Raw genomic sequence first — 25,651 nt, 5'->3', positions numbered from 1 at the left:
AAAGACGGACAGCTCTCGCTCCTCCCGGTAACCGTTAGGTTATGGGGTGGTCGATGTGCCACCACCCGTTGCTGGGGCAGCAGGCGCAGCATTGTTGGCTGGCGGCTCAGCTGGCGTTGTTGGTGCCATAGGCTGAACTGCGGGAGCCTGCTCCGTTGCGGCTGGCGGTGTGGTCGTTGACGATGTTGTTGTTGGGTCCGTTGTTGGACCACCCATCTGCGACCAGATAAATACACCCGCCAGAATGAGCACAATCAGAGCGCCGAACGGAACCCATGATGATGATGAGCGTGCTGGCGGTGCCAGATTTGGATCAATATGCGGTGGCACATTTGGATTCAAATCCGGCCGTGGGCGAAGTTCAGGATTTCTGTCATTTGGATCATACGTCATGTTACTTCCTCCTTCTGGATCAAGAACGCGTGATCGGCAAAAGAGTTCCAGTTGCGGTCAACAAGGGTTTAAAACATGAGGAACGTTGGCCATAAATGACAAAAGCGCCGGGGCTATCCACGGCGCTTTTAGTTTGTCTTAATGGTAACCCTAGCGGCTGGCGGTGCGAGCCGGGCCGGATCTGGCGACCCAGCGATGCCAGTCTTCGATGCTGCCGTTGAACACATTCAGATCGATCTTGCCGGACACGCCTTGTGACAGGCCCGAACCGGAATACTGCCAGAACACCCACTTGCGGCCCGGATAAACCTTGGAAGGATGCTGGGCAACGGCACGAAGCCAGAATGGATAGTTGAGGAATTCGCCGGACAGGTGATCCTTGTAGAAGTCAGGTGCGGTGTAGATAACCGGACGCTGGCCGTAATGGCGTTCCAGCATGTCCATAAACACCTGCATCTTTTCCAGAACCTTGGCGCGTGGAAGACGCATCTTGCAACTGGACTCACCGTTGTATTCAACGTCGATCACCGGCGGCAGGGCATCCGGGTCCCGCGGCACGTTGCGAATGAACCATTCGGCCTGATGGCTGGCCGGGCGGCACCAGTAGAAGAAGTGGTAAGCACCGCGACGAATACCTGCTTCCTTGGCCAGCCTCCAATTGGTCTTGAACATCGGGTCAAGATGGTCGCCGCCATCGGTTGCTTTGATATAGGCAAAGTTTGCGCCTTGTGTGCGCAGCTTTTGCCAATCGATATTGGCCTGCCAGCGCGAAACGTCGACGCCGTGCACGGCGTAATGATTAGGCGTAACCTTGCCGAAATTGATCGGCTTAGCGTCACGGAACTGGCGGCTATAGATCCGAGAGCGTACCTGTGGGCCTGCCATGATCGCCGGGCTTGCTGCCATCGCCATCGTGACCGGGCGCTGGTCGGGAACCGGCATGCCAACGTTTGGCGCGACAACGGAAAATGCCTGAGGTTCTTCCGGCACGGGACCGCCCCATGCCAGCAGTTCCTGATGCTCATTCGAGCCGGAGGCCTGTGCGGCGCCAACTGTCGCCGAAGGAATGGGGCCGGATGTCGGAGTTACAGAGCTGGTGACTTCTCTGGACGGAGAGGAAACACCTGTCATGATGCTCTCTGGCCCAGAACTGGATGTACAGCCGGACAGTGTCAGGCAGGCAAGGAGCAATGCTGGCACAACAGATGAACGCATGGGAATCCGTACTCAAAACAAAACAGAAAATACGAGAAAAGCCTCCTCGCTAACGTTCTGCTAGGATTAAAGAACAATTATCAAGAAAGATTAAATTGCGTCCGACCAGAATGTGTTTATGGCCGTAAAACGGCTATTTTCCGAGGTTTCGGCGCCGCATTCAGCGGAAACCGAACCTGCCAACCATGATGATCTGTTAGGAAATGTGGCGAGACCACATGGTAAAAATCCATTCATTTTTAGAGACTTGAAATTCAGGCCCGCGAAATGTGGCAGGATTGATGAATGTGGGTGAACGCCGTTAAGGCCTTGTCAACCACACGCAAAGCTTGCTGAAAAAATGACAATAAGGCCGGAACCGCGGTTTTTGAGCGTTACGAGCCGGCGAGAACCGGTTGCTGATCCTGCTTTTGCGTGGTGTTGTCATTCTGCTCGATCAGCTTTACCCAGGCGCGGGCCAGGGCAAGTCCCGCCACGTCAGCCTGTGTGCCGTTTTGTGCCTTCTGGTCGGCATAACCGGCCAGCCAGCCCGGTGAAATCGTTTCAATGCTGTCGGCAAAATTGCTGCGCCAACCCTCAACCACCGAGGTGTCTGCCTCGAAGTGAAACTGGGTACCGTAGGAGGCGCGGCCAATCCGGAAAGCCTGGTTGATTGCTGCGCCATTGGAGGCTAGCCGCACCGCATCATGTGGCAATGTAAAGCTGTCATAGTGCCACTGGAAAATACGGAAGTTATCGCCAACACTGGAAAACACTGGATCCTGTCGGCCTTCTTCGTTGACCTCTATATTTTCCCAGCCAAATTCACGCGTCACCTTCAGCAGGTTTTCGCCGCCATGGGCACGCGCCAACAACTGGCTGCCGAGACAGATACCGAGAACCGGCTTATCCGCTTCGGTAAAGTCACGCATCAATTTAGCAAGTCTGGGCAGGTAGGGATATTTTTCGTCGTCCACGGCGCTTTGTTCGCCGCCGAACACCACAAGCGCATCGTGACTGTCTGCATTGTCAGGCACAGCCTCGCCGAGATAAACGCTGATCACGTCAAGCTCGGCGTTAACCTCGGCCAGGGCGGCGCCCACTTGTCCGTGGGGTGTACCTGCCATGTTCTCAATGATTGCGACGCGCATGAAGTCTACCTGTAAGCGAATTTAGCGCGCTAAATTGACCATGCGACTGGTCGCTTGACAAGACCAAAGGCAGCGCTGGCCACCTTTGGTCGAAGCTATTTTTCTGTGCGCGTCAGAAAGATCAGAACACTTTTTTCAGCTTGGCATCCACGGAGTGGCTGTTGCCGCCACGCACTGCAAAGAACAGGAAGATAGCGGCCCACAGGATCGACTTCTCACTGCCCGCCAAGCCCTCGGCTTTGACGATGCCGTGGAAGTAAACGGTCACAAGCAAAACGATAGTTGCGGCAAAAGCTGCAGGACGCGTGAAAAGACCAATGGCAATCAGAATGCCGCCGAAAAACTCTGTCGCGGCCAGCAAAGGTGACCAGAACACGCCGGGGTAAAAACCAAGGCTTTCCACCATGCCAACGGCGCGAAAGGGGTCCATGATCTTGCCGTAGCCATGCGTCACAAGAAGAACACCGGCAGCAACACGCAGAATGGTTTCAACGATTTGATGGGTGCTGTTATAGACGGGTGCGATAGCCGGAACGATGAGACGCTGCGATGATTGAATTTTATTCGTCATAAGAAACTCCATGAATTGAACATGGTGTTTTCTCTAAAGCTGTATGACGTGAAGACAATCAAGCATCGTGTCAAAACATGATTATTTTTGTTAATATTTCCGTGAACGAGATTTGATGATGGAGAAGCCCGTGAACGATACGACCGCCAAACCCCGTGTTGCCATCGTCTATTGCACACAGTGCAATTGGCTGCTGCGGTCCGGCTGGATGGCGCAGGAATTGCTGCAAACCTTTGGTCAGGACCTCCGCGAAGTTGCACTCGTTCCCTCGACCGGTGGCCGTTTTGAGATCACGGTAAATGACACTCTTATCTGGGAGCGCAAGCGAGATGGCGGGTTTCCCGGACCCAAAGATCTAAAGCAGCGTATTCGTGACGTGATCGATCCCGAACGTGATCTTGGCCATACGGATCGGAAAGCCGATGAGGGGCTGGATACCTGACTTGCGGAATGTATGACCTCACGAAGCGAGGTCTGCAACCACGCTGTCGAGGATCAACATACCTGACGGCGTGCAGCGAATGCGCGAATTGCCGAGACGCTCGACGAAACCATGCTGAATGAGGAAATCTTCGCGGTCCGGGTCCAGTTCGCGCCCGGACAGCGACTGCCAGCGCACCAGATCGATCCCTTCGCGTAAGCGCAGGCCCATCAGCAGCAATTCGTCTGCCTGCTCGTCATAACCCAGCATTTCCTGATCGATCATGCCGTGGCCTTGCCGCTCAACCAGTTCAAGCCACGCTTCCGGGTTGCGCTCTGTGGCGGTCGCCAGTTTCACCTTGCTTTGCGAAAGGCGTCCGTGCGCGCCGGGACCAATGCCAGCATAGTCACCATAACGCCAATAGGTCAGGTTATGGCGGCTTTCAGCGCCGGGGCGGGCATGATTGGAAACTTCATAGGCCGGCATGCCGTGACGGGCGGTAATCTCCTGCGTTGCCTCGTAAAGCACGGCAGAATGCTCCCCATCCGGCACAATCAGTTTTCCGGCCTTGTGCAGCCCGTAAAAGGCTGTGCCTTCTTCGATTGTCAGCTGATAAAGCGACAGATGGTCCACCGCGTAGGAAATTGCTTCGGCCAGTTCCTTTTCCCACTCTTCCACCGTCTGATTGGGACGTGCATAGATCAGGTCAAACGACATGCGTGGGAAAATCTCGCGCGCCAGCTTGATGGCTTTCAGCGCATCCGCGACGTCATGCAGACGTCCCAGAAACTTCAGATCCCGATCGTTGAGAGCCTGAACGCCCATCGACACGCGATTGACGCCCGCGGCCCTGTAGCCGCGGAAGCGTTCAGCCTCGACGCTGGACGGGTTGGCTTCCATAGTGATTTCAATCCCGTCGGGCACATGCCAGTATTTGGCGATGCCATCAAGAATGGCGCCGACGGTCGAAGGCTCCATGAGTGATGGCGTGCCGCCACCCATAAAGATGCTGCTGACAACCTTAGGGCCACCAAGCGTGCGCATGGTCTGCATTTCCTTCAGAAACGCAGCTGTAAAACGCTCCTGATCGACCGGCTTGTGGCGGACATGACTATTGAAATCGCAGTAAGGACATTTGGCCGCGCAAAATGGCCAATGCACATATATTCCGAAACCGGGTTCCCCGGTATCAGGCAATAGAGTAGCACCGGGTGCAGATAGAGTACCGCTCCCGGCGCTGGTCATCATGCTTCGAGGCAGCTTTCAACAAAAAGCTTGAAGGCGCGGGCACGGTGCGAAAGTGCAGTCGCGTCGCCTGGCTTCCAGCCATGTTTCTGTTCAGACGGCATTTCACCGAACGTCGTGTCAAAACCTTCCGGTTGGAACACCGGATCGTAACCGAAACCTGCCGTGCCGCGTGGCGGCCACACAACAGTTCCTTCGATCTCGCCACGGAACATTTCCGTGTGACCATCAGGCCAAGCAAGGCACAAAACACTGACGAAGCGGGCAGCACGATCCTTTGGATCTGTCACACCTTTGTCAGCAAGCGCCTTTTCAACCTTTTCCATGGCCATGGCGAAATCGCGCGTACCATCGGCGGTTTCTGCCCAATTGGCGGTGTAAACGCCGGGGGCGCCGTCGAGCGCATCAATCACCAGACCGGAGTCATCGGACAGAGCTGGAAGACCGGAAGCCTTCGCCGAGGCCAGCGCCTTGATCGCAGCATTTTCCTCGAAAGTCGTGCCGGTTTCATCCGGCTCTTCGAAGTTCAGTTCTGCCGCCGACTTTGCCGAAAAACCGAACGGACCGATCAGCTCGGCAATTTCGGCAATCTTGCCCTTGTTGTGGCTGGCAACGACGATGGTGCGGGTGTCGAGTTTACGCATGTCTTATCCGGATCTCAGGCGATTGCCTGCTTTTGCAGGGAAACCAGTTCGGCGCAGCCTGTCTTGGCAAGACCGAGCAGCGTCAGGAATTCCTGCTCGCTAAACGGTGCGCCTTCGGCAGTGCCCTGGATTTCAACGATACCGCCGGAACCGGTAATGACGAAGTTTGCGTCCGTTTCAGCAGACGAATCTTCAAGATAATCGAGATCGATAACTGGCTGGTTTGCGAAAATGCCGCAGGAAATGGCAGCGATATGGTCTTTGAGAACCTTTTCGACCTTCAGCATGTTGCGGCTTTCCATCCATTTCAGGCAGTCATGAAGGGCAATCCATGCGCCAGTAATGGAAGCGGTACGGGTACCGCCGTCGGCCTGAATGACGTCGCAGTCGATGCTGATCTGGCGTTCGCCCAGCGCCTGCAGGTCAACGACAGCGCGCAAGGAACGGCCAATAAGGCGCTGGATTTCCTGTGTGCGTCCACCCTGCTTGCCGGATGCAGCTTCGCGCTTCATGCGTTCATGGGTAGAGCGCGGCAGCATGCCATATTCAGCAGTCACCCAGCCCTTGCCGCTGTTGCGCAGCCATGGTGGGGTCTTTTCTTCCAGGCTCGCAGTGCAAAGTACATGCGTATCGCCAAACTTGACGAGACAGGAGCCCTCGGCGTGCTTGGAAAAATTGCGCTCGAATGAAACCTTGCGCATCTGGTCTGTTTTTCTGCCTGACGGCCGCATGACGGACTCCTCTTGAATTGGTCGGAGCCTTCTAGTGCCTTTCCCAAGCAATTGGAAGGCTCTGGCCCATCTATCCCGGTTTTGCGCCGCAAAACCGATCTTGGGAAGTGGAATTTCCGTTTTGCCGAAGGTCGATCAGTGATTATAGTTGATGGTCTCAGGCAATCGACAGAGATGACGGTCAATATGGGTTTTTCCATTCCGATAGCACAGGATCAATTCGCGTCGCTCGACGAACGTTCGCGCGAAATCTTCCGCCGTATCGTAGAAAGTTATCTCGAGACGGGAGAGCCGCTCGGGTCGCGTAACCTGTCGCGGCTTTTGCCCATGTCGCTTTCACCTGCCTCCGTTCGCAATGTGATGAGCGATCTGGAGGAGCTCGGACTTATTTATTCGCCGCATATCAGTGCGGGCCGCCTGCCGACACATTCGGGCCTAAGGTTTTTTGTCGATGCCTTCATGCAGGTCGGAAACTTGTCTGATGACGAACGCGCCAATATCGATCGGAATATCGCGCCACTGTCCAATCGCGAACAACCCCTGCAGGGAATGATGACGCAGGCCAGCCAGACCCTGTCGGGCATGTCGCGGGGCGCTGGGCTAGTCATAACCACCAAAAACGATGTGGTCATCAAACATGTCGAGTTCATCCGGCTTGAGCCGTTCAAAGCACTCGCCATTCTGGTCGGTGAACACAATCAGGTGGAAAACCGTATCATTGATCTGCCGGCCGGCATCACATCTTCGCAGTTGACGGAGGCTGCCAATTTTATCAATGCCCACTTGTCCGGGCAGACACTGGATGAACTGCGAAGTGAACTGAATGCGCTGAAATTACAGGTGCAGACCGAACTTGGTACATTGGCGCAGGATCTGGTGGAACGTGGTCTGGCCGTTTGGGCCGGCGATAGCGAAGAGGGTAAACCCGGCCGTCTTATTGTTCGGGGACGCTCCAATCTGCTGGAAGGGCTTGGCAGCGAAGAAGATATGGATCGCCTGCGCCTGCTGTTTGACGATCTGGAGCGCAAGGACAATCTGATTGAAATTCTCGACCTGGCTGAAAGCGGGCCGGGGGTACGTATTTTTATCGGGGCGGAAAACAAGTTGTTTTCTCTGTCCGGTTCATCGCTGATCGTCGCGCCTTACCGTGATGATGACAATCGCATTGTTGGTGCTGTTGGCGTTATCGGGCCGACAAGGCTAAACTATTCCCGTATTGTGCCGATGGTCGATTATACGGCACAGTTGATGGGGCGGTTATCGCGAAAACCGCTATAGTTAGCTGCCATATTCCTCAACTGACAGTTCTTTGCGCACCGAATGGCGGCTAAGCCTTGATTTTTGCCCGTCAAACATCGATATCGGGCGCAACATCAAAATTTAATCTGGAGACCGTCATGACCGACGACACGAACAAGACCGGATCTGACGCAAAGCAAGCGGAAACGGCATATGAAGAAACTGTAGCGGACGCTACGGTTGATGAAAATTTCGCGCCTGTCGAAGAAACACCTGATCCTTCCGAGGCGCTAAAGGCGGAAAACAACGACCTGCGCGACAAGTTCCTGCGCCTTGCTGCTGAAATGGACAACCTGCGTCGCCGCACAGAACGCGATGTGAAGGATGCCAAGGCTTATTCGGTGGCTGGTTTTGCCCGCGATATGCTGGCCGTATCAGATAATCTTCGTCGCGCGCTCGAAGCAATTCCTGCCGAGTTGAAGGAAAATGCTGAAGCCGGCATTGCAGGTCTTATCGAAGGCGTTGAAATGACCGAGCGTTCGATGCTTTCGACCCTTGAACGCCACGGTGTTCGCAAGATCGAAGCGGAAGGTGAAAAGTTCGACCCGAACTTCCACCAGGCGATGTTTGAAATTCCAAACCCTGCGGTTCCCAACAATACGGTTATTCAGGTCGTTCAGGCAGGCTTCACCATTGGTGACCGTGTTCTGCGTCCTGCCATGGTCGGTGTTGCCAAGGGTGGCCCAAAGGGTGAAGCCGCAGCAGGGGCTGAGCCAGGTACTGGCAGCCTGAATGAAAAAGATGCGTGATCTCTGATCACCCTCGTTTGAAACTTTTAAACCCCGGTCATCAGCCGGGGTTTTTTAGTATCAGGATCGGGAGAATTGCCGATCGAGCCAATCAAACGCGTAGTCCTGCTGCTCGGCTTCGAAAACATGGGCACCTGGCCAGATTTTGCTGTCCAGGCAGTCTGCACGCTGCCATGCAGCCCATACGCTCCCCATTTTTTGCAGGGCTTCAGTAACGGAGCCGACTGGAAAAAGCCTGTCTTCCCTGCCGGCAAAGACCAGCATGGGCCGCGGCGCCACAAGGCTTGCAACATCGGGATAATCCAGAAACTGCATAAGGCCCGGATGGGCCATGTGCCACGCAGAACCACCGCGCAGCTGGTTATTGCCGGGTACCATCAGACCCTTTGCTGTGGCCATCCAGTTTACCACCACCGTCGCGGTGATAGTGTCGGTCAGAGCCGCAGCCTGCCAGGCGCGGAATGCGCCCATGGAAAACCCTGCTGATGCGATCTGTTGTTTGTTGACCTCTGGCATGCTGGCCAAAAATTCTGCGGTGCGGGTGTCCTCAAGCGCCATCAGACCGGCAAGGGAACTCCCCATATTGGCAAAATTGGCCGCCAGCGCCTGCTGTCCATCATACGTCAACGGCCCGCGATCACCCCAGCCGAGTGCGTCGACTGCAAGCACGACATAACCGCGGCGTGCCAACTCGTCACCGGGAAACCTTCCTGAAAAATGTCTATCTGCCCACCCTTGTGCGGAGTGCAGCTTATCTGGACCATCCCAAGGCGAAATTAGTTTTTCTTTGCCGATATCGAATTTGGAACCATGGTCATGGTAGAAAACAGTTGCCGGAAATGGTCCCTTGCCCTGGGGTAACAAGAGCAAGCCAATAACCCGGCTGTCGCGCGTCAGGTTGAACGCAATCTTCCGGGCAATAAAATCACCACGGTCGATTTCATCGACAATTTCGGGATCAAAACCAGTTCTGTCTGGTGTCTGCCAAGTGAGTTCCCAGATCTTTGCTCGAGCTCGAGCCTTCCAGTCCTCGAGATCGCTGACCTCAGGCGTCCATGCCATTGAATAGGTCAGTCGCTGTTTCAGTCGCTCACTGAAAACCGGCAGGTGGTCTCCGGTTACACCGGTCATTTGCACATCAGGCATCTGGTCGAGGTCAAATGAACAGTCATCACCAACGCTGGCCCCACGCTTTTCCGGCTCCATGCATCCTCCGTCATCAGCGCTCACGTCTGATGACGGTTGATTTACCGCATGGAATGAAAAATCGGAATTGATTTTAAGGGGGATTATTAAAGCAGGTCGCTGTTGATAGACTGCTGCACGCCGTCGTGCAGCCTCAAGCGGCGTTGGCCTGCTCTTGGTTCAGGAAGGCATATATTGCCGTGTCCGAATCGGTTGCACGCAGCTTGGCAACTAGATCCTGGTCGCGCAGAACGCGGGCAATGCGTGAGAGGGCTTTCAGGTGGTCAGCACCTGCACCTTCAGGCGCCAGCAGCAAAAACACCAGATCAACAGGCTGGTCGTCCAGCGCCTCGAAATCCACGGGGCTTTCCAGACGTGCAAATACACCGACGATCGATGAAATGCTTTCGAGTTTGCCGTGCGGAATGGCAATGCCATGTCCAACACCGGTGGAACCAAGCCGTTCCCGTTGCAGAATGACGTCAAATACCTCGCGTTCCGGAACACCTGTAATCCGGGATGCCTTTGCAGCAAGTTCCTGGAGAAGCTGTTTCTTGGAATTTACCTTGAGGGCGGGGATAATCGCATCTTGTTGCAGCAGGTCTGCCAATGCCATTTCGTCTTCCTTTGTATCACCGGAGTGATTGGCGGGCGTGGTGACCACGTCCGCCAAACGTATTCCGACTGTTCAACCCTTTATCGCGGCTGCATCAATCCAGCCGATATTACCGTCGTGACGACGATAAACGATATTGAGGTATTCGGTTCCCGGGCTGCGGAAAAGCAGGACCGGTTCGTCTGTCATATCAAGTGCCATCACGGCATTTGCCACAGACATGGTTTTAATCTGTTTCGAGCTTTCCGCGACAATTGTTGGCGCGTAATCGTCCGGCACTTCATCATCTTCATCCGGAACGGCGTCCATAACCGTATAAGGAATTTCCTCGAAGGAAGGGACGTGCCCACCAGCATGGTGGTCTCTCAGTTTGCGCTTGTAGCGTCGAAGCCTCTTTTCGATTCGGGCCGCTGCTGCGTCGAAGCTGCCTTGCGGCTCGTTTGCTTCTCCCGCAGCATGAAGAACCACTCCGGTGTCCAGATGCAGCTTGCAGTCGCACGAAAAATGGGACGTCGATTTCTGAACAGTAACTTGAGCAGAATACCCCCCATCGAAATATTTCGTAACCGCCAAGCCGACCGCATCCTCGATCCTTTGACGGAACGATTCACCTATCTCCATATGCTTACCAGATACACGCACACTCATGGAATTTTCCTTTTTGTAGTGATTTGCGAATACCAGCTTACGTCAAGCCACGCGCTCATCCAAGCGATTCCAGACCTCTTTGGCCTTGCTGCGGCGTTCTGCCTTTCGATTAAGGGAGTTTGTTCGTCTCGATCATCCCGTAAAGGTGCGCGCTTCTACTCTTGGGGCAATCAGGAGTCAATGCTACTAAAGGCGGCTGGAGGCATATATTTACGGTTCGTAAATGTGCTGTCGGTGGCAAACGGCGCCCTTAGCCCAGTTTTGCAAGGGCTTTCTTCTCCCGCCGGCGCTGCACAGACGAGGGAATGTTCATCGCTTCACGATATTTCGCGACTGTTCTGCGAGCCAATTCGACCCCGCCTTGCTTCAGATTGTCCACAATGTCATCATCGGAGAGAACGGCATCGGGCGTCTCCTGAGAGATCATCACTTTTATGCGATGACGCACAGCTTCGGCCGAATGGCTGTCGCCTCCTTCCACGGCACCAATGGAAACCGTGAAGAAATATTTCAGCTCGAACATGCCGCGCGGTGTCAGCATATATTTTTTTGACGTGACGCGGCTGACGGTCGATTCATGCATTTTGATCGCATCCGCCACGGTCTTGAGATTGAGAGGGCGAAGGTGGTCAACACCATGCATCAGGAACGCATCCTGCTGCCTGACAATTTCGCTGGCAACCTTCATAATTGTCTTGGCGCGTTGGTCGAGGCTTCTTGTCAACCAGTTTGCATTTTGAAGGCATTCGGACAAAAATCCTTCGTCCTCGCCCTTACGGGCGGGCAGGCGCGAAATCTGCGCATAGTAGGACTGATTGACCAGAACACGCGGCAATGCGTCGGGATTGAGTTCCACAAGCCATGTTCCATCAGGTGTTTCCCGAACGATCACGTCAGGCACGATCGTTTCTGAAACAGAGGCTTCAAAGCCTGAGCCGGGACGCGGGTTGAGTGCACGAATTTCGCCAAGCATGTCGAGGAGGTCTTCCTCATCCACACCGCAGAGCTTTTTCAGGGTTACAAAATCTCGCTTTGCCAGCAGCTCCAGATTGCCGACGAGCGCCTGCATGGCGGGGTCAAACCGGTCTTTTTGTCGAAGCTGTATCGCCAGGCACTCACTTAAAGAACGGGCGAAGATCCCGGGGGGATCGAGCGTTTGCAAGGCGGCAACGATACGTTCGATATCCTGCGCATCCTTGCCCAGACGCTCGGCTGTCTCGGACACGGTATCGGCGTGGATGTAGCCGGTCTCATCCAACTGATCCACAAGGATATCGGCAATTACCCGCGAAGTGGCATCCTGCAAAATGAACGGCACTTGCTGGTTGATGTAATCCCGCAAATTGGTTTTTGCCGCGACGAAGTCGTCAAGGTCATAAGCCTCGCCGCTATCATTGCCTGGCATCGATTTCCATTGATCGGCCAGTTCAGGGGCATCCGCCTTGCGCTGGTTACCATCATCCGGAAATACGTTTTCGAAACTGGTATCGAGCTGTTCACCAAGCCCAGTGCTGCGTTCGTTGTACCACTCATCCTGATCGGCAGCATGTGTGTCTGAAGGCTCAAAATCCGGCTCGGCAACACCAAAGCTGTCATCGGGGGTCTCACTGCTCACGCCCTCATCACCTGCTGCAAATTCAAGCAGCGGGTTCTTTTCGACTTCCTGCGCAATAAATTGTTCCAACTCGCCATAGGTCATCTGAAGCAACTGGATTGATTGCATCAGCTGTGGCGTCATGACGAGCGATTGGCTTTGACGCAGAAAAAGGCTAGCGGATAATGCCATGACGGACGCGAAACTCCCCTTCAACGCCTTCCTGACCGCTTTTTTTAAGGTTGGCGGTGAATGAAATAGCACTTGGCCCAAAAATTGCTTTTTTATGAGATTTGGTCAAGCACAACAGGAGCGTCTGAAGGAAGATTCTTTCGCGAATGAGCGATTACAGGCTAAAATTATCTCCGAGATAAAGCCTGCGCACGTCGGGATTGTTCACGATATCGGTCGCGCGACCGTGGGTGAGAACCTCACCGGCATGAATAATGTAAGCTCGGTCAATCAGTCCCAGCGTCTCACGCACATTGTGATCGGTGATGAGAACGCCAATGCCACGTGCCGTCAAATGTCGCACAAGGTTCTGGATGTCACTCACAGAAATAGGATCGACACCGGCAAATGGTTCGTCGAGCAGCATGAAGGTTGGGTCTGTGGCGAGCGCACGGGCAATTTCAAGACGTCGGCGTTCACCACCCGACAATGCAACCGCCGGCGATTTGCGCAGATGCGCAATGTGGAACTCTTCCAACAGTTCATTCAGCTTGGTATCGCGTTTCTTGCGATCTTTTTCGTGCACTTCCAAAACGGCAAGAATATTGTCCTCAACCGTCAGGCCTCGGAAAATCGATGCTTCCTGTGGCAGGTAGCCAACGCCAAGGCGGGCGCGGCGGTACATCGGCATTCCCGTCACGTCATTGCCATTGATGGCTATACGCCCGGAATCAACCGGCACAAGGCCAGTGATCATGTAAAAACAGGTTGTCTTGCCCGCACCGTTGGGTCCAAGCAGGCCCACGGCCTCGCCACGGCGCACCACAAGGGAAACCCCATTCACTACCCGGCGGGTGTTGTAGGTTTTCGACAAGCTGTGCGCGATCAGTGTGCCTTCGTAACGGCTTTTATCCCCTGAGAGATTGAGGGGGTTGCCGGGCGTGGCTTTGTCGGAGAACAGGCGAGATAGAGAAGGAATTTTCACGAGCAATTCTTATGGCTGTTTTTTCTGTGATTTCGGGTCGAGCAAAATGCGAACCGGCCCACCACAGCTGTCCAGCTTTGCCTGTCCGGTGTTCATGAACACCGTCAGCTTACAGCCGGTGAAAACGTTTTTGCCTTCAGATAGCACCACCTGCTTGCCCGACAGGATAAAGGTCTGGGCTGCCATGTCGAACTCGCCATGATCGGCCGTTGCTTCCTGTGTGCCGGAATTCAGGTACACCGTGTTATCGACGAAAATCTTTTCGATATCGGCATTACCGCTGGTGAGCGACGATCCTTCACCCTTGTAAAGCACGGTCATCTTGCCGGCCTTCAAGGTTGTAGTTCCCTGAACAACTTTCACATTGCCTGTGAAGTAGGCTTTGCGCTCCTGGTCCTGAATTTCCAACTGATCGCTTTCAATGGCAATCGGTTGGTCATTGGAGAGCTTCAGCCCCTCCATCTGGCTCGTTGTGTTTTGCGCGGAGGCAGTTCCTGCCAGCATCAAAACCGCAGCCGAGCCGGACAGCAGCGCGAGGATTGGGAAAATCGAACAACGTAAGGATCGTGACATCGGGTCGGGCTTTCAATTTTCAGCTTGTTGTATGGTCGATGCAGCGAGCCGTGCCCGAACCTGCCCCGAAAAAATTATTGTTCTGCCATTATCTGCGATCTGCATGCTTTGTGCAACAATCGAACCATCTTTGGTAGTAATGTCTACCGCTTCACTCGTTTGCATCTTGCCAGCACGCAAATCAACATCTGCAGATTGGAATTTTGCCTTGATGCCGTTGGTCATATTGATCTCGAACGGCGCAGTCATTTGCATCTTGTTGGTGTTGCGGTCAAACACGCCGCCGCTTGCTGTTACCTTAGCCACAATATCGTTCATGGGAACGGCGGCAAGCACATTTTCAAGTGTCATCAAATTTGGGCTGGCAATGTCCTGCAAGGCACGATCGGCGGTCATCGAATAGGCGATACCATCATCATTTCGACCCGCAACAGCCGGTTTTTCCATGACGATCTTGCCGTTTTCAATCGTCGCGCTCTCTACCGATACGTCAGCTGGCCACCAGGCCTTGATCAGCGACACACCAATAAAAACCATGGAAATCAGCAGTGCAGCAGCCGGAAGAATGATTTTCAGCCGGCGAACGCGCGAAGAATGTCGCATAGCAGTGCCATAGGCTGCGCCACCATCGGTGGGCACAGACGCAAGTGCTGGCGATTCGCGTAGCTTGTCGAGCATTCCTTAGATGTCCCGGGTAAAAGCGGACAGGATACCATAAATCCGGGTCGGCCTTTGTGTTTCAACGTTTGTCTTTGGCATGTGCGAAAGGTTCTGCCAATATGGTTTTTTATGCGTGCCATACAAGTAGGGCGTGATTTTTACCGAAAACAGGCTTTTTTATTTGTTTCCCGTGAGCGGCAATATAAAACCGGCTGTAACGCAAATAGTGTTAAGCCTTCGCTAGACCTCATCAAGGGACGTGAAAAAATGGATCGCATGGCAATCGCTGACAGGCGGCAATTACGCCGTAAGTTGACATTCTGGCGTGTTGCAGCGGTACTTCTTCTTATAGCAGCCTGCTTTACCGCATATCGCATGGTTTACACTCCAAGCTCAAAATCCGGCTCGGCGCATGTTGCCCGTGTTGAGATTTCCGGTTTGATTCGTGACGACACGGAACTGCTGGAACGGCTGGACAAGATTGCCAAGAGCGACAATGCCAAGGCGCTTATCGTTTCCATTTCCTCGCCCGGCGGCACGACCTATGGCGGCGAACGCATCTTCAAGGCAATTCGCGCCGTGTCTGACAAGAAGCCGGTTGTCGCTGACGTCCGCACTCTTGCAGCATCTGCTGGTTACATGATCGCCAGTGCCGGTGACGTTATCGTAGCTGGTGAAACATCGATCACCGGTTCCATCGGCGTTATTTTCCAGTATCCACAGGTAGGCCCACTTCTTGATAAGCTCGGCGTGTCCTTGCAGGAAATCAAATCGACGCCGTTGAAGGCAGAGCCGTCACCGTTCCATGAGCCGCCTGAAGAGGCGAAAACCATGATCCGAAGCATGATCATGGATACCTATGACTGGTTTGTTGATCTGGTTGCCGATCGTCGCAAACTGTCCCGCGAGGAGGTTCTGAAACTCGCAGATGGCTCGATCTTTACCGGTCGGCAGGCGCTGGCCGTGAAGCTTGTGGACCGTTTGGGTGGCGATGAAGAGATTCGCGCTTACCTTAAAGAGCGTGATATAGACGAAAATCTGCCGGTCGCTGACTGGCGCGCGCCGTCATCATCCACGCCATTTTCACTTCTCGGGTTGGCAAAAGTTGCCAGAATGCTCGGATATGAGGATTTTCTGCCACTTGCAGGGGCCGCAAGCGAGGCAACCGACAAGTTGTTTCTTGACGGTCTCGTTTCGGTTTGGCAGGTTGAGCCACACTAAAAAGCCAATTCTTTCAGGGGGCAGTCGTGATTAAGTCTGAACTGGTGCAGATTGTTGCTGCGCGTAATCCGCACCTTTATCACCGTGACGTGGAAAACATCGTCAACGCGGTTCTTGACGAAATCACGGATGCTCTGGCGGGTGGAAACCGCGTTGAACTGCGTGGCTTCGGCGCCTTTTCGGTTAAAAACCGTCCTTCTCGTTCCGGTCGCAACCCACGTACAGGTGAATCGGTTTTCGTTGAAGAAAAGTGGGTTCCTTTCTTTAAAACCGGCAAGGAACTGCGTGAGCGCCTGAACCCTGGTATGGGCGATGTCGAAGACGACGACGAAGATTGAGTTTGTGAGGATGCCGCTGGATGGTTTCATCCTTTGCGCATCATGATGAAAAGCATGAACGGAGTACCCCATGTCGAAAAAGATCATCAACCTTCTGGTTCTGGTTCCGCTGGGTATCGTGCTGATCGTCCTGTCCGTTGCCAATCGCCAGTCGGTTACGCTGGCGCTTAATCCGTTCCGGCCGGAAGACAGCGTTTTGTCTTTCTCCGCACCGTTTTTTGTTTTCCTGTTTCTCGCCGTTATTTTCGGTATTCTCGTAGGCTCGGCGGCAACCTGGGTCACACAGGGCAAACATCGCAAGCGTGCGCGTGTTGAGGCGAAGGAAGCCAATCGTTGGCATGCCGAAGCGGACCGCCAGAAGGCTGTCGCCGCCCGCGCAACCGTCGTTCATTCAGACGCCCAGCTGCCAGCCAAGTGAACGCTGGCGCGAATTAACGCCTTTTCTATCGCTGTTTTTCGTGCAATCGCGCTGAGGCCTTTGCCACGCGCCACACTGATGCTATTGGCTTTGGCAAGACAAAATAGCCTGAAATGGGAAAACTTCCGTTGAAGAAAAAAGATAACCGGTCCGGTGGCAAGAACTTTGCCGGACAGGATAAAAAACAATCCCGCCCGGTCCGCCCGGAAAAATCCGCATCCTCCAGGGAGCGCGGGCAAACGCAGCGCCGCCAGGAGGACACTCGGCCTGCCAGACCCGCTGTGGCGCCAAAAGACAAGATTGCGCAAAAGGATGTTGCTGCTGCATCCGCGGCACCCATCCCGCAGCGTAGCCTGATGAACCGCACCGGTGAACGCCCTGTAGAACAGGTGCCGGTCATTCTGGAATCGACCGGTGCCGGTGATTTCCACCTGATCGATAGCGGTAATGGCCTGAAGCTTGAGCAATATGGTGAATACCGTATCGTCAGACCGGAAGCGCAAGCGCTGTGGCGGCCAAATCTTGCCCCGCGTGTCTGGGAAAATGTCGACGCTGTCTTTACCGGCGACACCGACGAAGACGGTATGGGACGCTGGCGTTTCCCGAAGGCGGCTCTTGGTGAAACCTGGCCGCTGTCGCTGCTGGGCGTCGATTTTCTCGGACGGTTCACGGCATTTCGCCATGTTGGCGTGTTCCCGGAGCAAATCGTGCACTGGCAGTGGTTGAAACATGCCGTTGAAAATGCAGGCCGTCCGGTCAAGGTTCTAAACCTCTTCGGTTATACCGGCGTTGCCTCCCTTGTTGCCGCCGCTGCTGGCGCAGAAGTAACCCACGTCGATGCGTCAAAAAAGGCGATCAACTGGGCAAAGGAAAACCAGGCACTTGCCGGACTTGAAAAAGCGCCAATCCGCTGGATTTGCGAAGATGCCATGAAGTTCATTCAGCGAGAAGAGCGCCGTGGCAGCACCTACGATATCATTCTGACGGACCCGCCAAAGTTCGGTCGTGGTACCAATGGTGAGGTGTGGCAGCTTTTCGACCACCTGCCGCTGATGCTGGATATCTGCCGTGAAATCCTGTCACCAAAGGCAGTAGGCCTTGTTCTCACGGCCTATTCGATCCGCGCCAGTTTCTATTCCACCCATGAGCTGCTGATGGATATCATGCGCGGGGCCGGTGGAACGATTGCCTCCGGCGAACTCGTTATTCGTGAAGCGGGGCTTGATGGCAAGACGCCGGGTCGTGCTCTGTCTACATCCCTGTTTAGCCGGTGGGAGCCGAAATGAGTAAGGACTATCAAGCCGGAACACCGCGGCGCGTTGGCCAGGTGAAGGAAGTCACCAGCCTGACCAATCCCATCGTCAAGGATATCAAGGCTCTGACCCAGAAAAAAGGTCGCGAAGAGAGCGGTACCTTCATGGCGGAAGGCTTGAAGCTGGTCATCGACGCATTGGAGTTGGGCTGGACAATCCGCACGCTCGTCTATGCCAAGGCTGCCAAGGGCAAGCCTCTGGTGGAAAAGGTTGCGACAAAAACAGTTGCGTCAGGCGGACTGGTTCTGGAAGTCAGCGAGAAGGTTATTTCTTCGATCACCCGTCGCGATAATCCACAAATGGTCGTTGGTATCTTCGAGCAGAAATGGCGCTCGCTGCGCGATATTCAGCCATCGGAAAGCCAGACCTTCGTGGCGCTCGACAGAGTGCGCGATCCCGGCAATCTCGGAACGATTATCCGCACCGCTGATGCGGCTGGCGCATCCGGCGTTATCCTGATTGGCGATTGCACGGATCCGTTTTCGCTGGAAACGGTGCGTGCAACCATGGGCTCCGTGTTTGCTGTTCCTGTTACCAGGGCCAGCGTCGACGAGTTCTTGCAATGGAAAAAGCAGTCCGGCGTCAATCTTGTCGCCACGCATCTGGCCGGCTCGGTCGATTACCGGACCATTGCGTACAAGGGCAAGCCGGTTGTGCTGATGATGGGCAACGAACAGTCCGGTCTGCCAGAGGAACTTGCCTCCAAGGCGGATCGTCTGGCGCGTATTCCCCAGCAAGGTAGGGCGGATTCACTCAACCTTGCGGTGGCAACAGCCGTGATGCTTTTTGAAGCGCGGCGACATCTGCTTGATCTGGAGCTCCGCACGTAATGGAAAAAACAGGCATGTTTTCCCGATTGGTCCCGGCTTTGGCGCTCATTGTCTCATTGCTGGTTATCGACCAGATCGTCAAAACACTGGTTGAGCTTTATCTGCCTCTGCAGGAAATGGTGCCTGTTATTCCGATGCTGGCGCTCTACCGGACCTATAATCTGGGCGTTGCATTTTCCATGCTGTCGGACATGGACGGTTGGTTCATCGTGACCATGCGTCTGGTCATTGTGGTTTTTGTCATCTGGATGTGGAAAAAAACGCCCAAGGACCGCAGTTTTGCGCATCTGGGTTTCGCACTGATCATTGCCGGCGCGCTCGGCAATATCTTCGACCGTTTTCTGTATGGCCACGTCATCGACTACATCCTGTTTCACACGCAAACATGGTCATTTGCCGTGTTTAACCTTGCCGACAGCTTCATCAGCATCGGGGCGGCCTGCGTCATTCTGGATGAAGTTTTGCAGATGAAAACGGCCAAAGACGCGCAGAAAGATTAAACTTTTATCGTTTAGGCAAAGCCAATCAAAACCGCTGACATGGTAGAGATTGGCTATGAGCGACCCTGCACATCTTCGCAAGCAAATTTCCGGCGTCTTTGAGGATGCGTCTGCCCTGCAAGACAAGGCAGACGGCAGATATCAGGCGCAGACCGCGACCAATGCGGATCAGCTCGACCCAGCGGGTCAGCAGAGCAGAGCGCCGTTCATCTGGCTTGCTGCGGGTGCTGCCGTTGTTTCCACTCTGCCGTTTTTGTGGAGCGGCCTAGCCGGCTGGTCTCTTTCGCTCGCTTCTCTGGCTACACTGGGCGCTGTCGCGGTTCCGGGTTTGCGCGGGCTGAATAACTCTGTCAAAACCTCAAGTGACAGCCCTGATGTGCAGGCAGGCGGCTCGTTCTTGCCAGCCATCCATGATGCCATGGGTGATATCGCGGTTCTGCGTGGCATGGATCGTCGTATCATTGAGGCCAATGATACGTTTCGGGAAATGACTGGCTGCAATGCACCTGATGGCATGAGCTGCGAGGAAATTGGCGTTGCATTCCGTCCCGGCGGCAAGGCGCATTGTTACGACGTGGAAATTGCCACACCCTACGGACAGCGCATTTTCACCTGGCAGGATGCCGTGGTGCGTCTGGGGCAAAGTAACCGTCTGGTTATCCAGTCCGTGGCACGCGACGTGACGGATGAACGTCGGGCCTTGATGATGCGCGAGGAAGCACGGCAAAAAGCCGAAAAGGAAAGTGCTGTCAAAAGCAGGCTTTTGGCCACTGTCGCCCATGAAATTCGCCTTCCTCTCAGCGGTATTCTCGGCATGAACCACTTGTTGTCGCAGACAAAGCTCAATGATGAGCAGCGCAACTACCTTGATGGCACCCGCCAGTCCGGGCAGGCACTCGTGCAACTGGTCGAGGATCTGCTTGATTTTTCGACGATGGAAGCTGGCCGTTTCCGCCTGAACCCGCGTGCGGAAAATCTCCGTCGACTCATTGAAAGCATCGTCGAAATGCTTGCCCATCGTGCCCATGAAAAAGGCATTGAGATTGCCTCGACGGTGGCAGCCGATGTGCCGGAATATCTGGATTTTGATCCGGCAAGATTGCGCCAGGTGCTGTTTAATCTGATCGGAAATGCAGTCAAATTCACCACCTCAGGTGGGGTGTTGATCCGCACTTTGATGGATGGAGACGATCTTCTTCTCTCGATATCCGATACGGGTCCGGGCATGACCAAAACGGAACAGGCGCGGATTTTCGGAGAATTTGAACAGGCCGGCTCTGCCCGCCAACGCAGTGCGGGAACGGGACTTGGATTGGCAATTTCTGCACGTATCGTGCGTGAATTTGGTGGCTCCTTGAGCGTTGAAAGCGCCAAGGGCAAGGGCAGTGTCTTCATCCTGCGTTTTCGGGCCGTTGCCGATGCCGCGGGCGAGGATGATGAAGCCCGCCGCACGATGCTGACCAAAAGCAATGTGTTGGTTCTATCGCCGGAGGGGATGACAGCAATGGCCGCCAAGGCGTCCATCCACTCCTTGGGCGGGCGGTGCCGTGTTGTATCGGATATGGCAGGCATAGAGGCGCTTGATCTCGATAGCGCGCGGGAGGACGAGGCGATCAGCGACATCATTGTCGACCATCGCTGTGCCACCCTGTTCGATGATATTGTCAAACGCTGGCCTTGTCGGTCGGAAAAACCAGTGCGCCGGATCCTGATGGTTAATCCCGAGGAGCGTGCAACCCAACTTCAGGGCGGTTACGACGCCTGGCTCATCCGTCCATTGCGGGAAAAATCACTCGCGGATGTGTTGAGTGGGCGTCTTCGTGGCATGGAGCGTCGTGATGCCATCAACGACAACCAGCCCGGTTTCGGCGGTGCTGATATCGAACATCCGGCTGGCCGCAAGCCGATGGTTCTGGTGGCAGAAGATGATCCGGTCAACGCGCGTATTTTGCGTGCGGTTTTGGAAAAATCCGGCCACGATGTGCAGTTGGTAACGGATTTTCCAGCGTTGCTGGCCGCCGCAGTCCCCGGTGCCGCCATTCGTCCGGACCTGATTATTTCAGACCTCAATATGCCAGGCGGTGAAGCCTTGGATGTTCTCCCGCATATTTGCCGGGAATATGCGCAGTGGCCGCGCGTACCGGTTATCGTTTTAAGCGCCGACACGTCGGCTGAAACGCGCAAATCCGTATTGGACGCAGGCGTGAGTACGGTTCTGGCAAAACCGGCCGATCCCAAGCAACTGCTGGAGGAAATCCACGCCCTGTTGCCGCAGATGGAAAGCATGGTGCAGTAGGTACTAACCTTAAGTGGATTTCCCTGTCACAATTGACAGATGCTCCTTTTCGCCGCAGGGCTGTGTTGTCACTATTCTGTCGTCAATAAGTGATTTATGACAACCGAACTCAATCGGTGGCGGAGCGATTCTCCATGGTCACAGAAATACTGAACCGCGATATTTCCGAGCAGGGCGCGTCGGTCGCTCAGGTCATCGGCAAACCGCAACGTGACAGCGGTCTTCTGGGCCGTATCGGTACATTGGAAACCCGCCTTGCGGTCAATGAACGCGAGGTTGATGCGGCCCAATCCGTCCGTTACCGGGTGTTTGTCGAGGAGATGAAGGCAAGCCTTCCGTCCGACGCCATGCGGCGCAAACGCGACGTCGATGCCTACGACGCTATCTGTGATCATCTTCTGGTGCTCGACCGCGCCATCGAAGGCGATACGGAAGACCAGATCGTCGGCACATACCGCTTGCTGCGGCAGGAAACGGCTCTGGCCCATGGTGGTTTTTATTCCGCTTCGGAATTCCAGATCGGTGATCTCCTGGAGCGCCACCCCGACAAGCAGTTCATGGAACTGGGTCGGTCGTGCGTGCTGCCGGAATACCGCACCAAGCGCACAGTTGAATTGTTGTGGCAAGGAAATTGGGCTTATGCCCTGCGCCACAGAATGGACGGCATGTTCGGTTGCGCATCGTTCCCGGGTGTCAGCCCGGAAAGCCATGCGCTTGCGCTGTCATTCCTGCATCATCACAACACGGCAAAGGGCGAATGGGCAGTCAGTGCACGTCCCGAACTTCACCGTGACATGGACCTCATGCCAGTCGAGGCCGTCCATGCCCGCCGTGCCGTGTCTTCCATGCCACCATTGGTCAAGGGCTATATGCGCCTTGGTGCGATGTTCGGTTCCGGTGCCGTTGTCGACCACGCCTTCAACACAACGGATGTACTGGTCGTGCTTCCCGTTTCGGCAATCGCCGGCCGTTACGTCAATTATTATGGCGCAGATGCCGGCCGTTTCGCCAGCTGACCTGTATTGATGGGTGCTTACCGCGCTCGAATAAAGGCTCGTCGCACCAGCTTCCTGTGGGAAGCGGTGCCGCCCATGTTGTGTTGCAAGGGGCAAAACCGCTAGTTTGGCCGTTCGTTTCCCGCAACAGACCAGATTGTCGACTAAGCCATTGATGGACGTTCATTCCCACGCCTCGCTGATATCAGAAGAAAGCCGTGCATCGGCAACGCCGATGATGGAGCAGTATATTGAGATAAAATCGAACAATCCCGGTTCGCTGCTGTTTTATCGCATGGGCGATTTTTACGAGTTGTTTTTCGACGACGCCGTGGCGGCATCGCGGGCGCTTGGCATTACGCTGACCAAACGCGGCCAGCATCTGGGACAGGATATTCCGATGTGCGGCGTGCCCGTGCATGCAGCGGATGATTATCTTCAGAAACTGATTACACGCGGTTTCCGGGTTGCCGTTTGTGAACAGGTTGAAGATCCGGCAGAAGCCAAAAAGCGTGGTTCGAAATCCGTCGTCCGACGCGACGTGGTGCGTCTTGTTACACCCGGCACACTCACCGAAGAAAAATTGCTCGTTGCAACCGAGTCCAACTACCTGATGGCGCTGACCCGCATCCGTGGCGGTGCCGAAGTGCAGTTCGCACTGGCTTGGATCGATATTTCAACGGGTGTTTTCCGCCTTTCAGAGACGAACCTGACACGGCTTCTCGCCGATATCTGGCGTATTGACCCGCGCGAACTGATCGTTGCCGATACGTTGTTTCACGATGCCGAACTGAAGCCGGTATTTGATGTGCTCGGCCGTGTTGCCGTCCCGCAGCCTGCTGTTTTGTTCGACAGCGCGACGGCAGAAGGCCGTATTGCCCGTTATTTTGGCGTCACGACGTTGGATGGGTTTGGCAGTTTTTCGCGTGCCGAACTGGCCGCAGCGGCCGCAGCAGTTGCCTATGTCGAAAAAACGCAGATTTCCGAGCGACCACCCTTGGGGGCGCCGGAGCGCGAAAGTGCAGCATCAACCCTATTTATCGATCCTGCTACCCGCGCCAATCTGGAACTCGCAAAAACGCTTTCCGGTGACCGCGAAGGCGCATTGCTCAGCGCTATCAACCGCACCGTTACCGGCGGTGGCGCCAGACTTCTGGCCGAGCGCCTTCTGTCACCTCTGACGGATCCGGACAAGATCAACGCGCGGCTCGATTCGGTTTCATGGCTGATCGATGATAACGCAATGGCAGAGCGGCTGCGTGAAGCCCTGAAACATGTGCCGGATATGCCCCGCGCCTTGTCGCGTCTGGCACTGGAACGCGGCGGCCCACGTGATCTCGGTGCCATCCGCCAAGGCCTTTCGATCGCATCCAGCATTGCCTCGCTGCTTGAGGAAGGTCTGTTGCCGGAAGAACTGGCTGGCGCGCTCTCGGCCCTCAAATCCCTGCCAAACGGCTTGGAGGCCATGCTCGGCTCCATGCTAGCCGACGAAATGCCGCTGTTGAAAAGAGACGGTGGTTTTCTGCGCGACGGTGCCAACCCGGAACTGGACGAAGTCCGAGCACTGCGTGACCAGTCACGGCGGGTGGTGGCTGGTTTGCAGCTGAAATATGCCGAGGAAACCGGCATCAAATCGTTGAAGATCAAACACAACAATGTGCTTGGTTATTTCATTGAGGTGACGGCCGGTAATGCCGACGTCATGATGGCGACCGATGAGGCAAAGGCCCGGTTTATCCATCGTCAAACCATGGCCGGTGCCATGCGCTTTACCACCACAGAACTGGCGGATCTGGAAAGCCGCATTGCCAATGCAGCAGCCCAGGCCTTGACCATGGAGCTTGAGGCATTCGAGCAGATGACATTGGCGGTGGTTTCAGAAGCTGAAGCCATCAAGGCTGGCGCGCTGGCGCTGGCGGTTATCGATGTCGCGGCTGGTCTGGCCTATCTGGCGGTTGAGCAGGCCTACTGCCGTCCGGTCGTTGATGGCTCGATGACATTTGCAATCAAGGGCGGACGCCACCCGGTGGTCGAACAGGCGCTGCGACGCCAGTCTGTCGGTCCGTTTATTGCCAATAATTGTGATCTTTCTGCGCAGAACGGCGACAAGAATGGTGCAATTTGGTTGCTGACTGGCCCAAACATGGGCGGTAAATCGACCTTCCTGCGCCAGAACGCTTTGATAGCTATCATGGCACAGGCAGGGTCTTTCGTACCGGCCGAGACTGCTCATATCGGTATCGTCGACCGTCTGTTTTCGCGGGTTGGCGCATCCGATGATCTGGCTCGCGGTCGTTCGACCTTCATGGTTGAGATGGTGGAGACCGCTGCGATTCTCAATCAGGCGACCGAACGCTCCTTGGTTATTCTTGATGAAATCGGTCGTGGCACAGCGACATTTGATGGTCTTTCCATCGCATGGGCAGCCGTTGAGCATCTGCATGAAATCAATGCCTGCCGCGGTCTGTTTGCCACGCATTTCCATGAACTGACCGTGTTGTCGGAAAAACTTGGCCGACTGTCCAACGCTACCATGCGCGTCAAGGAATGGGACGGCGAGGTTATTTTCCTGCACGAAGTCGGCCCCGGTGCGGCAGACCGCTCCTACGGTATTCAGGTGGCGCGACTGGCTGGCTTGCCAGCCTCGGTGGTGGATCGTGCGCGCGATGTGTTGACACGACTTGAAGATGCCGATCGCAAGAATCCGGCAAGCCAGTTGATCGATGACCTGCCACTGTTCCAGATGGCCGTGCGTCGTGAGGACACCCGTAAAACCAGCGCTTCCAAGGTAGAGGAAGCGGTTAAGGCCCTCAATCCCGATGAGATGACGCCTCGTGAGGCTCTGGACGCGCTTTATGCGCTCAAGAAACAACTTGGCAATGCTTGAGCGCTAAATTGCCTGTCCATGAC

27 protein-coding genes are annotated in these 25,651 nt (G+C 55.0%); 13 read left to right on the top strand and 14 right to left on the bottom strand.

The genetic code is table 11. The annotated features are described in order from the left end of the window. Positions 1 to 39 precede the first annotated feature (39 nt). Together M2418_RS16865 and M2418_RS16860 are read right to left on the bottom strand one after the other, a co-directional pair. Positions 40 to 393, bottom strand: a complete 354-nt coding sequence (locus tag M2418_RS16865; protein WP_192486625.1) for a hypothetical protein — start codon at positions 391 to 393, stop codon at positions 40 to 42. Positions 394 to 543: 150 nt separating this feature from the next. Beyond that, positions 544 to 1,278 carry a GH25 family lysozyme gene (locus tag M2418_RS16860; RefSeq protein WP_405049440.1) on the bottom strand — a complete coding sequence of 245 codons (735 nt, stop codon included), beginning with the start codon at positions 1,276 to 1,278 and terminating at the stop codon, positions 544 to 546. On the opposite strand from M2418_RS16860, the gene M2418_RS25805 reads away from it, so the two are divergent. Further along, on the top strand, positions 1,277 to 1,369 hold the full coding sequence (locus tag M2418_RS25805) for a hypothetical protein (protein WP_352230562.1): 93 nt from the start codon (positions 1,277 to 1,279) through the stop codon (positions 1,367 to 1,369). The two genes, M2418_RS16860 and M2418_RS25805, sit on opposite strands and share 2 nt — an antisense overlap. A 613-nt stretch (positions 1,370 to 1,982) precedes the next feature. Here M2418_RS25805 and M2418_RS16855 read toward each other — a convergent pair. Both M2418_RS16855 and M2418_RS16850 read right to left on the bottom strand, forming a co-directional pair. Then, positions 1,983 to 2,738 carry a type 1 glutamine amidotransferase gene (locus M2418_RS16855; protein WP_250983295.1) on the bottom strand — a complete coding sequence of 252 codons (756 nt, stop codon included), beginning with the start codon at positions 2,736 to 2,738 and terminating at the stop codon, positions 1,983 to 1,985. A 121-nt stretch (positions 2,739 to 2,859) separates the two neighbouring features. Continuing rightward, complete coding sequence (locus M2418_RS16850) at positions 2,860 to 3,309, bottom strand: DoxX family protein (RefSeq protein WP_250983296.1); 450 nt, start codon at positions 3,307 to 3,309, stop codon at positions 2,860 to 2,862. A 130-nt stretch (positions 3,310 to 3,439) separates the two neighbouring features. Here M2418_RS16850 and M2418_RS16845 point away from each other — a divergent pair, with 130 nt between their 5' ends. Beyond that, positions 3,440 to 3,751, top strand: coding sequence for a SelT/SelW/SelH family protein (locus M2418_RS16845; protein ID WP_250983297.1), 312 nt, complete (start codon positions 3,440 to 3,442; stop codon positions 3,749 to 3,751). Positions 3,752 to 3,769: 18 nt separating this feature from the next. Here M2418_RS16845 and hemW read toward each other — a convergent pair whose 3' ends face one another. From hemW to rph, 3 genes are read right to left on the bottom strand one after another with little or no spacing between them, the layout of a single operon-like run. Then, positions 3,770 to 4,975, bottom strand: a complete 1,206-nt coding sequence (gene hemW / locus M2418_RS16840; RefSeq protein WP_250983682.1) for a radical SAM family heme chaperone HemW — start codon at positions 4,973 to 4,975, stop codon at positions 3,770 to 3,772. Then, entirely contained in the window at positions 4,975 to 5,619 is a 645-nt protein-coding gene (gene rdgB, locus M2418_RS16835; protein WP_259147949.1) for an RdgB/HAM1 family non-canonical purine NTP pyrophosphatase, read from the bottom strand. Before rdgB ends, hemW begins: the two co-directional genes overlap by 1 nt. 14 nt (positions 5,620 to 5,633) lie before the next feature. Further along, on the bottom strand, positions 5,634 to 6,350 hold the full coding sequence (rph, locus tag M2418_RS16830) for a ribonuclease PH (RefSeq protein ID WP_192486631.1): 717 nt from the start codon (positions 6,348 to 6,350) through the stop codon (positions 5,634 to 5,636). A gap of 186 nt (positions 6,351 to 6,536) precedes the next feature. Between rph and hrcA the strand changes: the two genes are divergently transcribed. Continuing rightward, positions 6,537 to 7,628 carry a heat-inducible transcriptional repressor HrcA gene (gene hrcA / locus M2418_RS16825; RefSeq protein ID WP_192487796.1) on the top strand — a complete coding sequence of 364 codons (1,092 nt, stop codon included), beginning with the start codon at positions 6,537 to 6,539 and terminating at the stop codon, positions 7,626 to 7,628. A 119-nt stretch (positions 7,629 to 7,747) separates the two neighbouring features. After that, positions 7,748 to 8,398: a nucleotide exchange factor GrpE gene (gene grpE / locus M2418_RS16820; RefSeq protein ID WP_259147946.1), complete on the top strand. Its 651-nt coding sequence runs from the start codon at positions 7,748 to 7,750 to the stop codon at positions 8,396 to 8,398. A gap of 60 nt (positions 8,399 to 8,458) precedes the next feature. On the opposite strand, the gene M2418_RS16815 is transcribed toward grpE, so the two are convergent. The 7 genes from M2418_RS16815 to lptC form a co-directional block, all read right to left on the bottom strand. Continuing rightward, entirely contained in the window at positions 8,459 to 9,604 is a 1,146-nt protein-coding gene (locus M2418_RS16815; RefSeq protein WP_250983300.1) for a dienelactone hydrolase family protein, read from the bottom strand. A 133-nt stretch (positions 9,605 to 9,737) separates the two neighbouring features. Next, positions 9,738 to 10,199 carry a PTS IIA-like nitrogen regulatory protein PtsN gene (gene ptsN, locus M2418_RS16810; RefSeq protein WP_192487797.1) on the bottom strand — a complete coding sequence of 154 codons (462 nt, stop codon included), beginning with the start codon at positions 10,197 to 10,199 and terminating at the stop codon, positions 9,738 to 9,740. 72 nt (positions 10,200 to 10,271) lie between these two features. Next, a complete protein-coding gene (gene hpf / locus M2418_RS16805; protein WP_192486634.1) occupies positions 10,272 to 10,847 on the bottom strand; it encodes a ribosome hibernation-promoting factor, HPF/YfiA family in 576 nt (191 codons plus the stop codon). Positions 10,848 to 11,097: 250 nt separating this feature from the next. Further along, positions 11,098 to 12,633, bottom strand: coding sequence for an RNA polymerase factor sigma-54 (rpoN, locus tag M2418_RS16800; protein WP_250983301.1), 1,536 nt, complete (start codon positions 12,631 to 12,633; stop codon positions 11,098 to 11,100). A gap of 154 nt (positions 12,634 to 12,787) precedes the next feature. After that, a complete protein-coding gene (gene lptB / locus M2418_RS16795) occupies positions 12,788 to 13,573 on the bottom strand; it encodes an LPS export ABC transporter ATP-binding protein (RefSeq protein WP_192487798.1) in 786 nt (261 codons plus the stop codon). Between the two features lie 33 nt (positions 13,574 to 13,606). Continuing rightward, positions 13,607 to 14,101, bottom strand: coding sequence for an LptA/OstA family protein (locus M2418_RS16790; RefSeq protein WP_250983683.1), 495 nt, complete (start codon positions 14,099 to 14,101; stop codon positions 13,607 to 13,609). Between the two features lie 81 nt (positions 14,102 to 14,182). Further along, positions 14,183 to 14,848 (bottom strand): LPS export ABC transporter periplasmic protein LptC, encoded by a 666-nt coding sequence (lptC, locus tag M2418_RS16785; RefSeq protein ID WP_192486637.1) that lies wholly within the window; start codon positions 14,846 to 14,848, stop codon positions 14,183 to 14,185. Between the two features lie 249 nt (positions 14,849 to 15,097). Here lptC and sppA point away from each other — a divergent pair, with 249 nt between their 5' ends. From sppA to mutS, 9 genes are all read left to right on the top strand, one after another. Beyond that, complete coding sequence (gene sppA / locus M2418_RS16780; RefSeq protein WP_250983302.1) at positions 15,098 to 16,051, top strand: signal peptide peptidase SppA; 954 nt, start codon at positions 15,098 to 15,100, stop codon at positions 16,049 to 16,051. 26 nt (positions 16,052 to 16,077) lie between these two features. After that, complete coding sequence (locus M2418_RS16775) at positions 16,078 to 16,389, top strand: integration host factor subunit beta (protein ID WP_192486639.1); 312 nt, start codon at positions 16,078 to 16,080, stop codon at positions 16,387 to 16,389. A 70-nt stretch (positions 16,390 to 16,459) separates the two neighbouring features. Then, positions 16,460 to 16,807, top strand: coding sequence for a DUF1049 domain-containing protein (locus M2418_RS16770; protein WP_192486640.1), 348 nt, complete (start codon positions 16,460 to 16,462; stop codon positions 16,805 to 16,807). Between the two features lie 128 nt (positions 16,808 to 16,935). Then, positions 16,936 to 18,093: a class I SAM-dependent methyltransferase gene (locus M2418_RS16765; protein WP_250983303.1), complete on the top strand. Its 1,158-nt coding sequence runs from the start codon at positions 16,936 to 16,938 to the stop codon at positions 18,091 to 18,093. Beyond that, complete coding sequence (locus tag M2418_RS16760; RefSeq protein ID WP_250983304.1) at positions 18,090 to 18,950, top strand: RNA methyltransferase; 861 nt, start codon at positions 18,090 to 18,092, stop codon at positions 18,948 to 18,950. Before M2418_RS16765 ends, M2418_RS16760 begins: the two co-directional genes overlap by 4 nt. A gap of 14 nt (positions 18,951 to 18,964) precedes the next feature. Continuing rightward, positions 18,965 to 19,450 carry a signal peptidase II gene (lspA, locus tag M2418_RS16755; RefSeq protein WP_371815210.1) on the top strand — a complete coding sequence of 162 codons (486 nt, stop codon included), beginning with the start codon at positions 18,965 to 18,967 and terminating at the stop codon, positions 19,448 to 19,450. 55 nt (positions 19,451 to 19,505) lie between these two features. After that, entirely contained in the window at positions 19,506 to 21,746 is a 2,241-nt protein-coding gene (locus M2418_RS16750) for a hybrid sensor histidine kinase/response regulator (protein ID WP_259147944.1), read from the top strand. Between the two features lie 134 nt (positions 21,747 to 21,880). Then, complete coding sequence (locus tag M2418_RS16745) at positions 21,881 to 22,762, top strand: GNAT family N-acetyltransferase (RefSeq protein ID WP_250983307.1); 882 nt, start codon at positions 21,881 to 21,883, stop codon at positions 22,760 to 22,762. A 154-nt stretch (positions 22,763 to 22,916) separates the two neighbouring features. After that, positions 22,917 to 25,628: a DNA mismatch repair protein MutS gene (mutS, locus tag M2418_RS16740; protein WP_259147943.1), complete on the top strand. Its 2,712-nt coding sequence runs from the start codon at positions 22,917 to 22,919 to the stop codon at positions 25,626 to 25,628. The last annotated feature ends 23 nt before the right edge of the window (positions 25,629 to 25,651 follow it).

Source organism: Rhizobium sp. BIGb0125, assembly GCF_024810055.1.
GTDB lineage: Bacteria > Pseudomonadota > Alphaproteobacteria > Rhizobiales > Rhizobiaceae > Agrobacterium.
The sequence above is the reverse complement of the archived record's forward strand: the minus strand, read 5'-3'. Positions and strand labels throughout refer to the sequence as shown.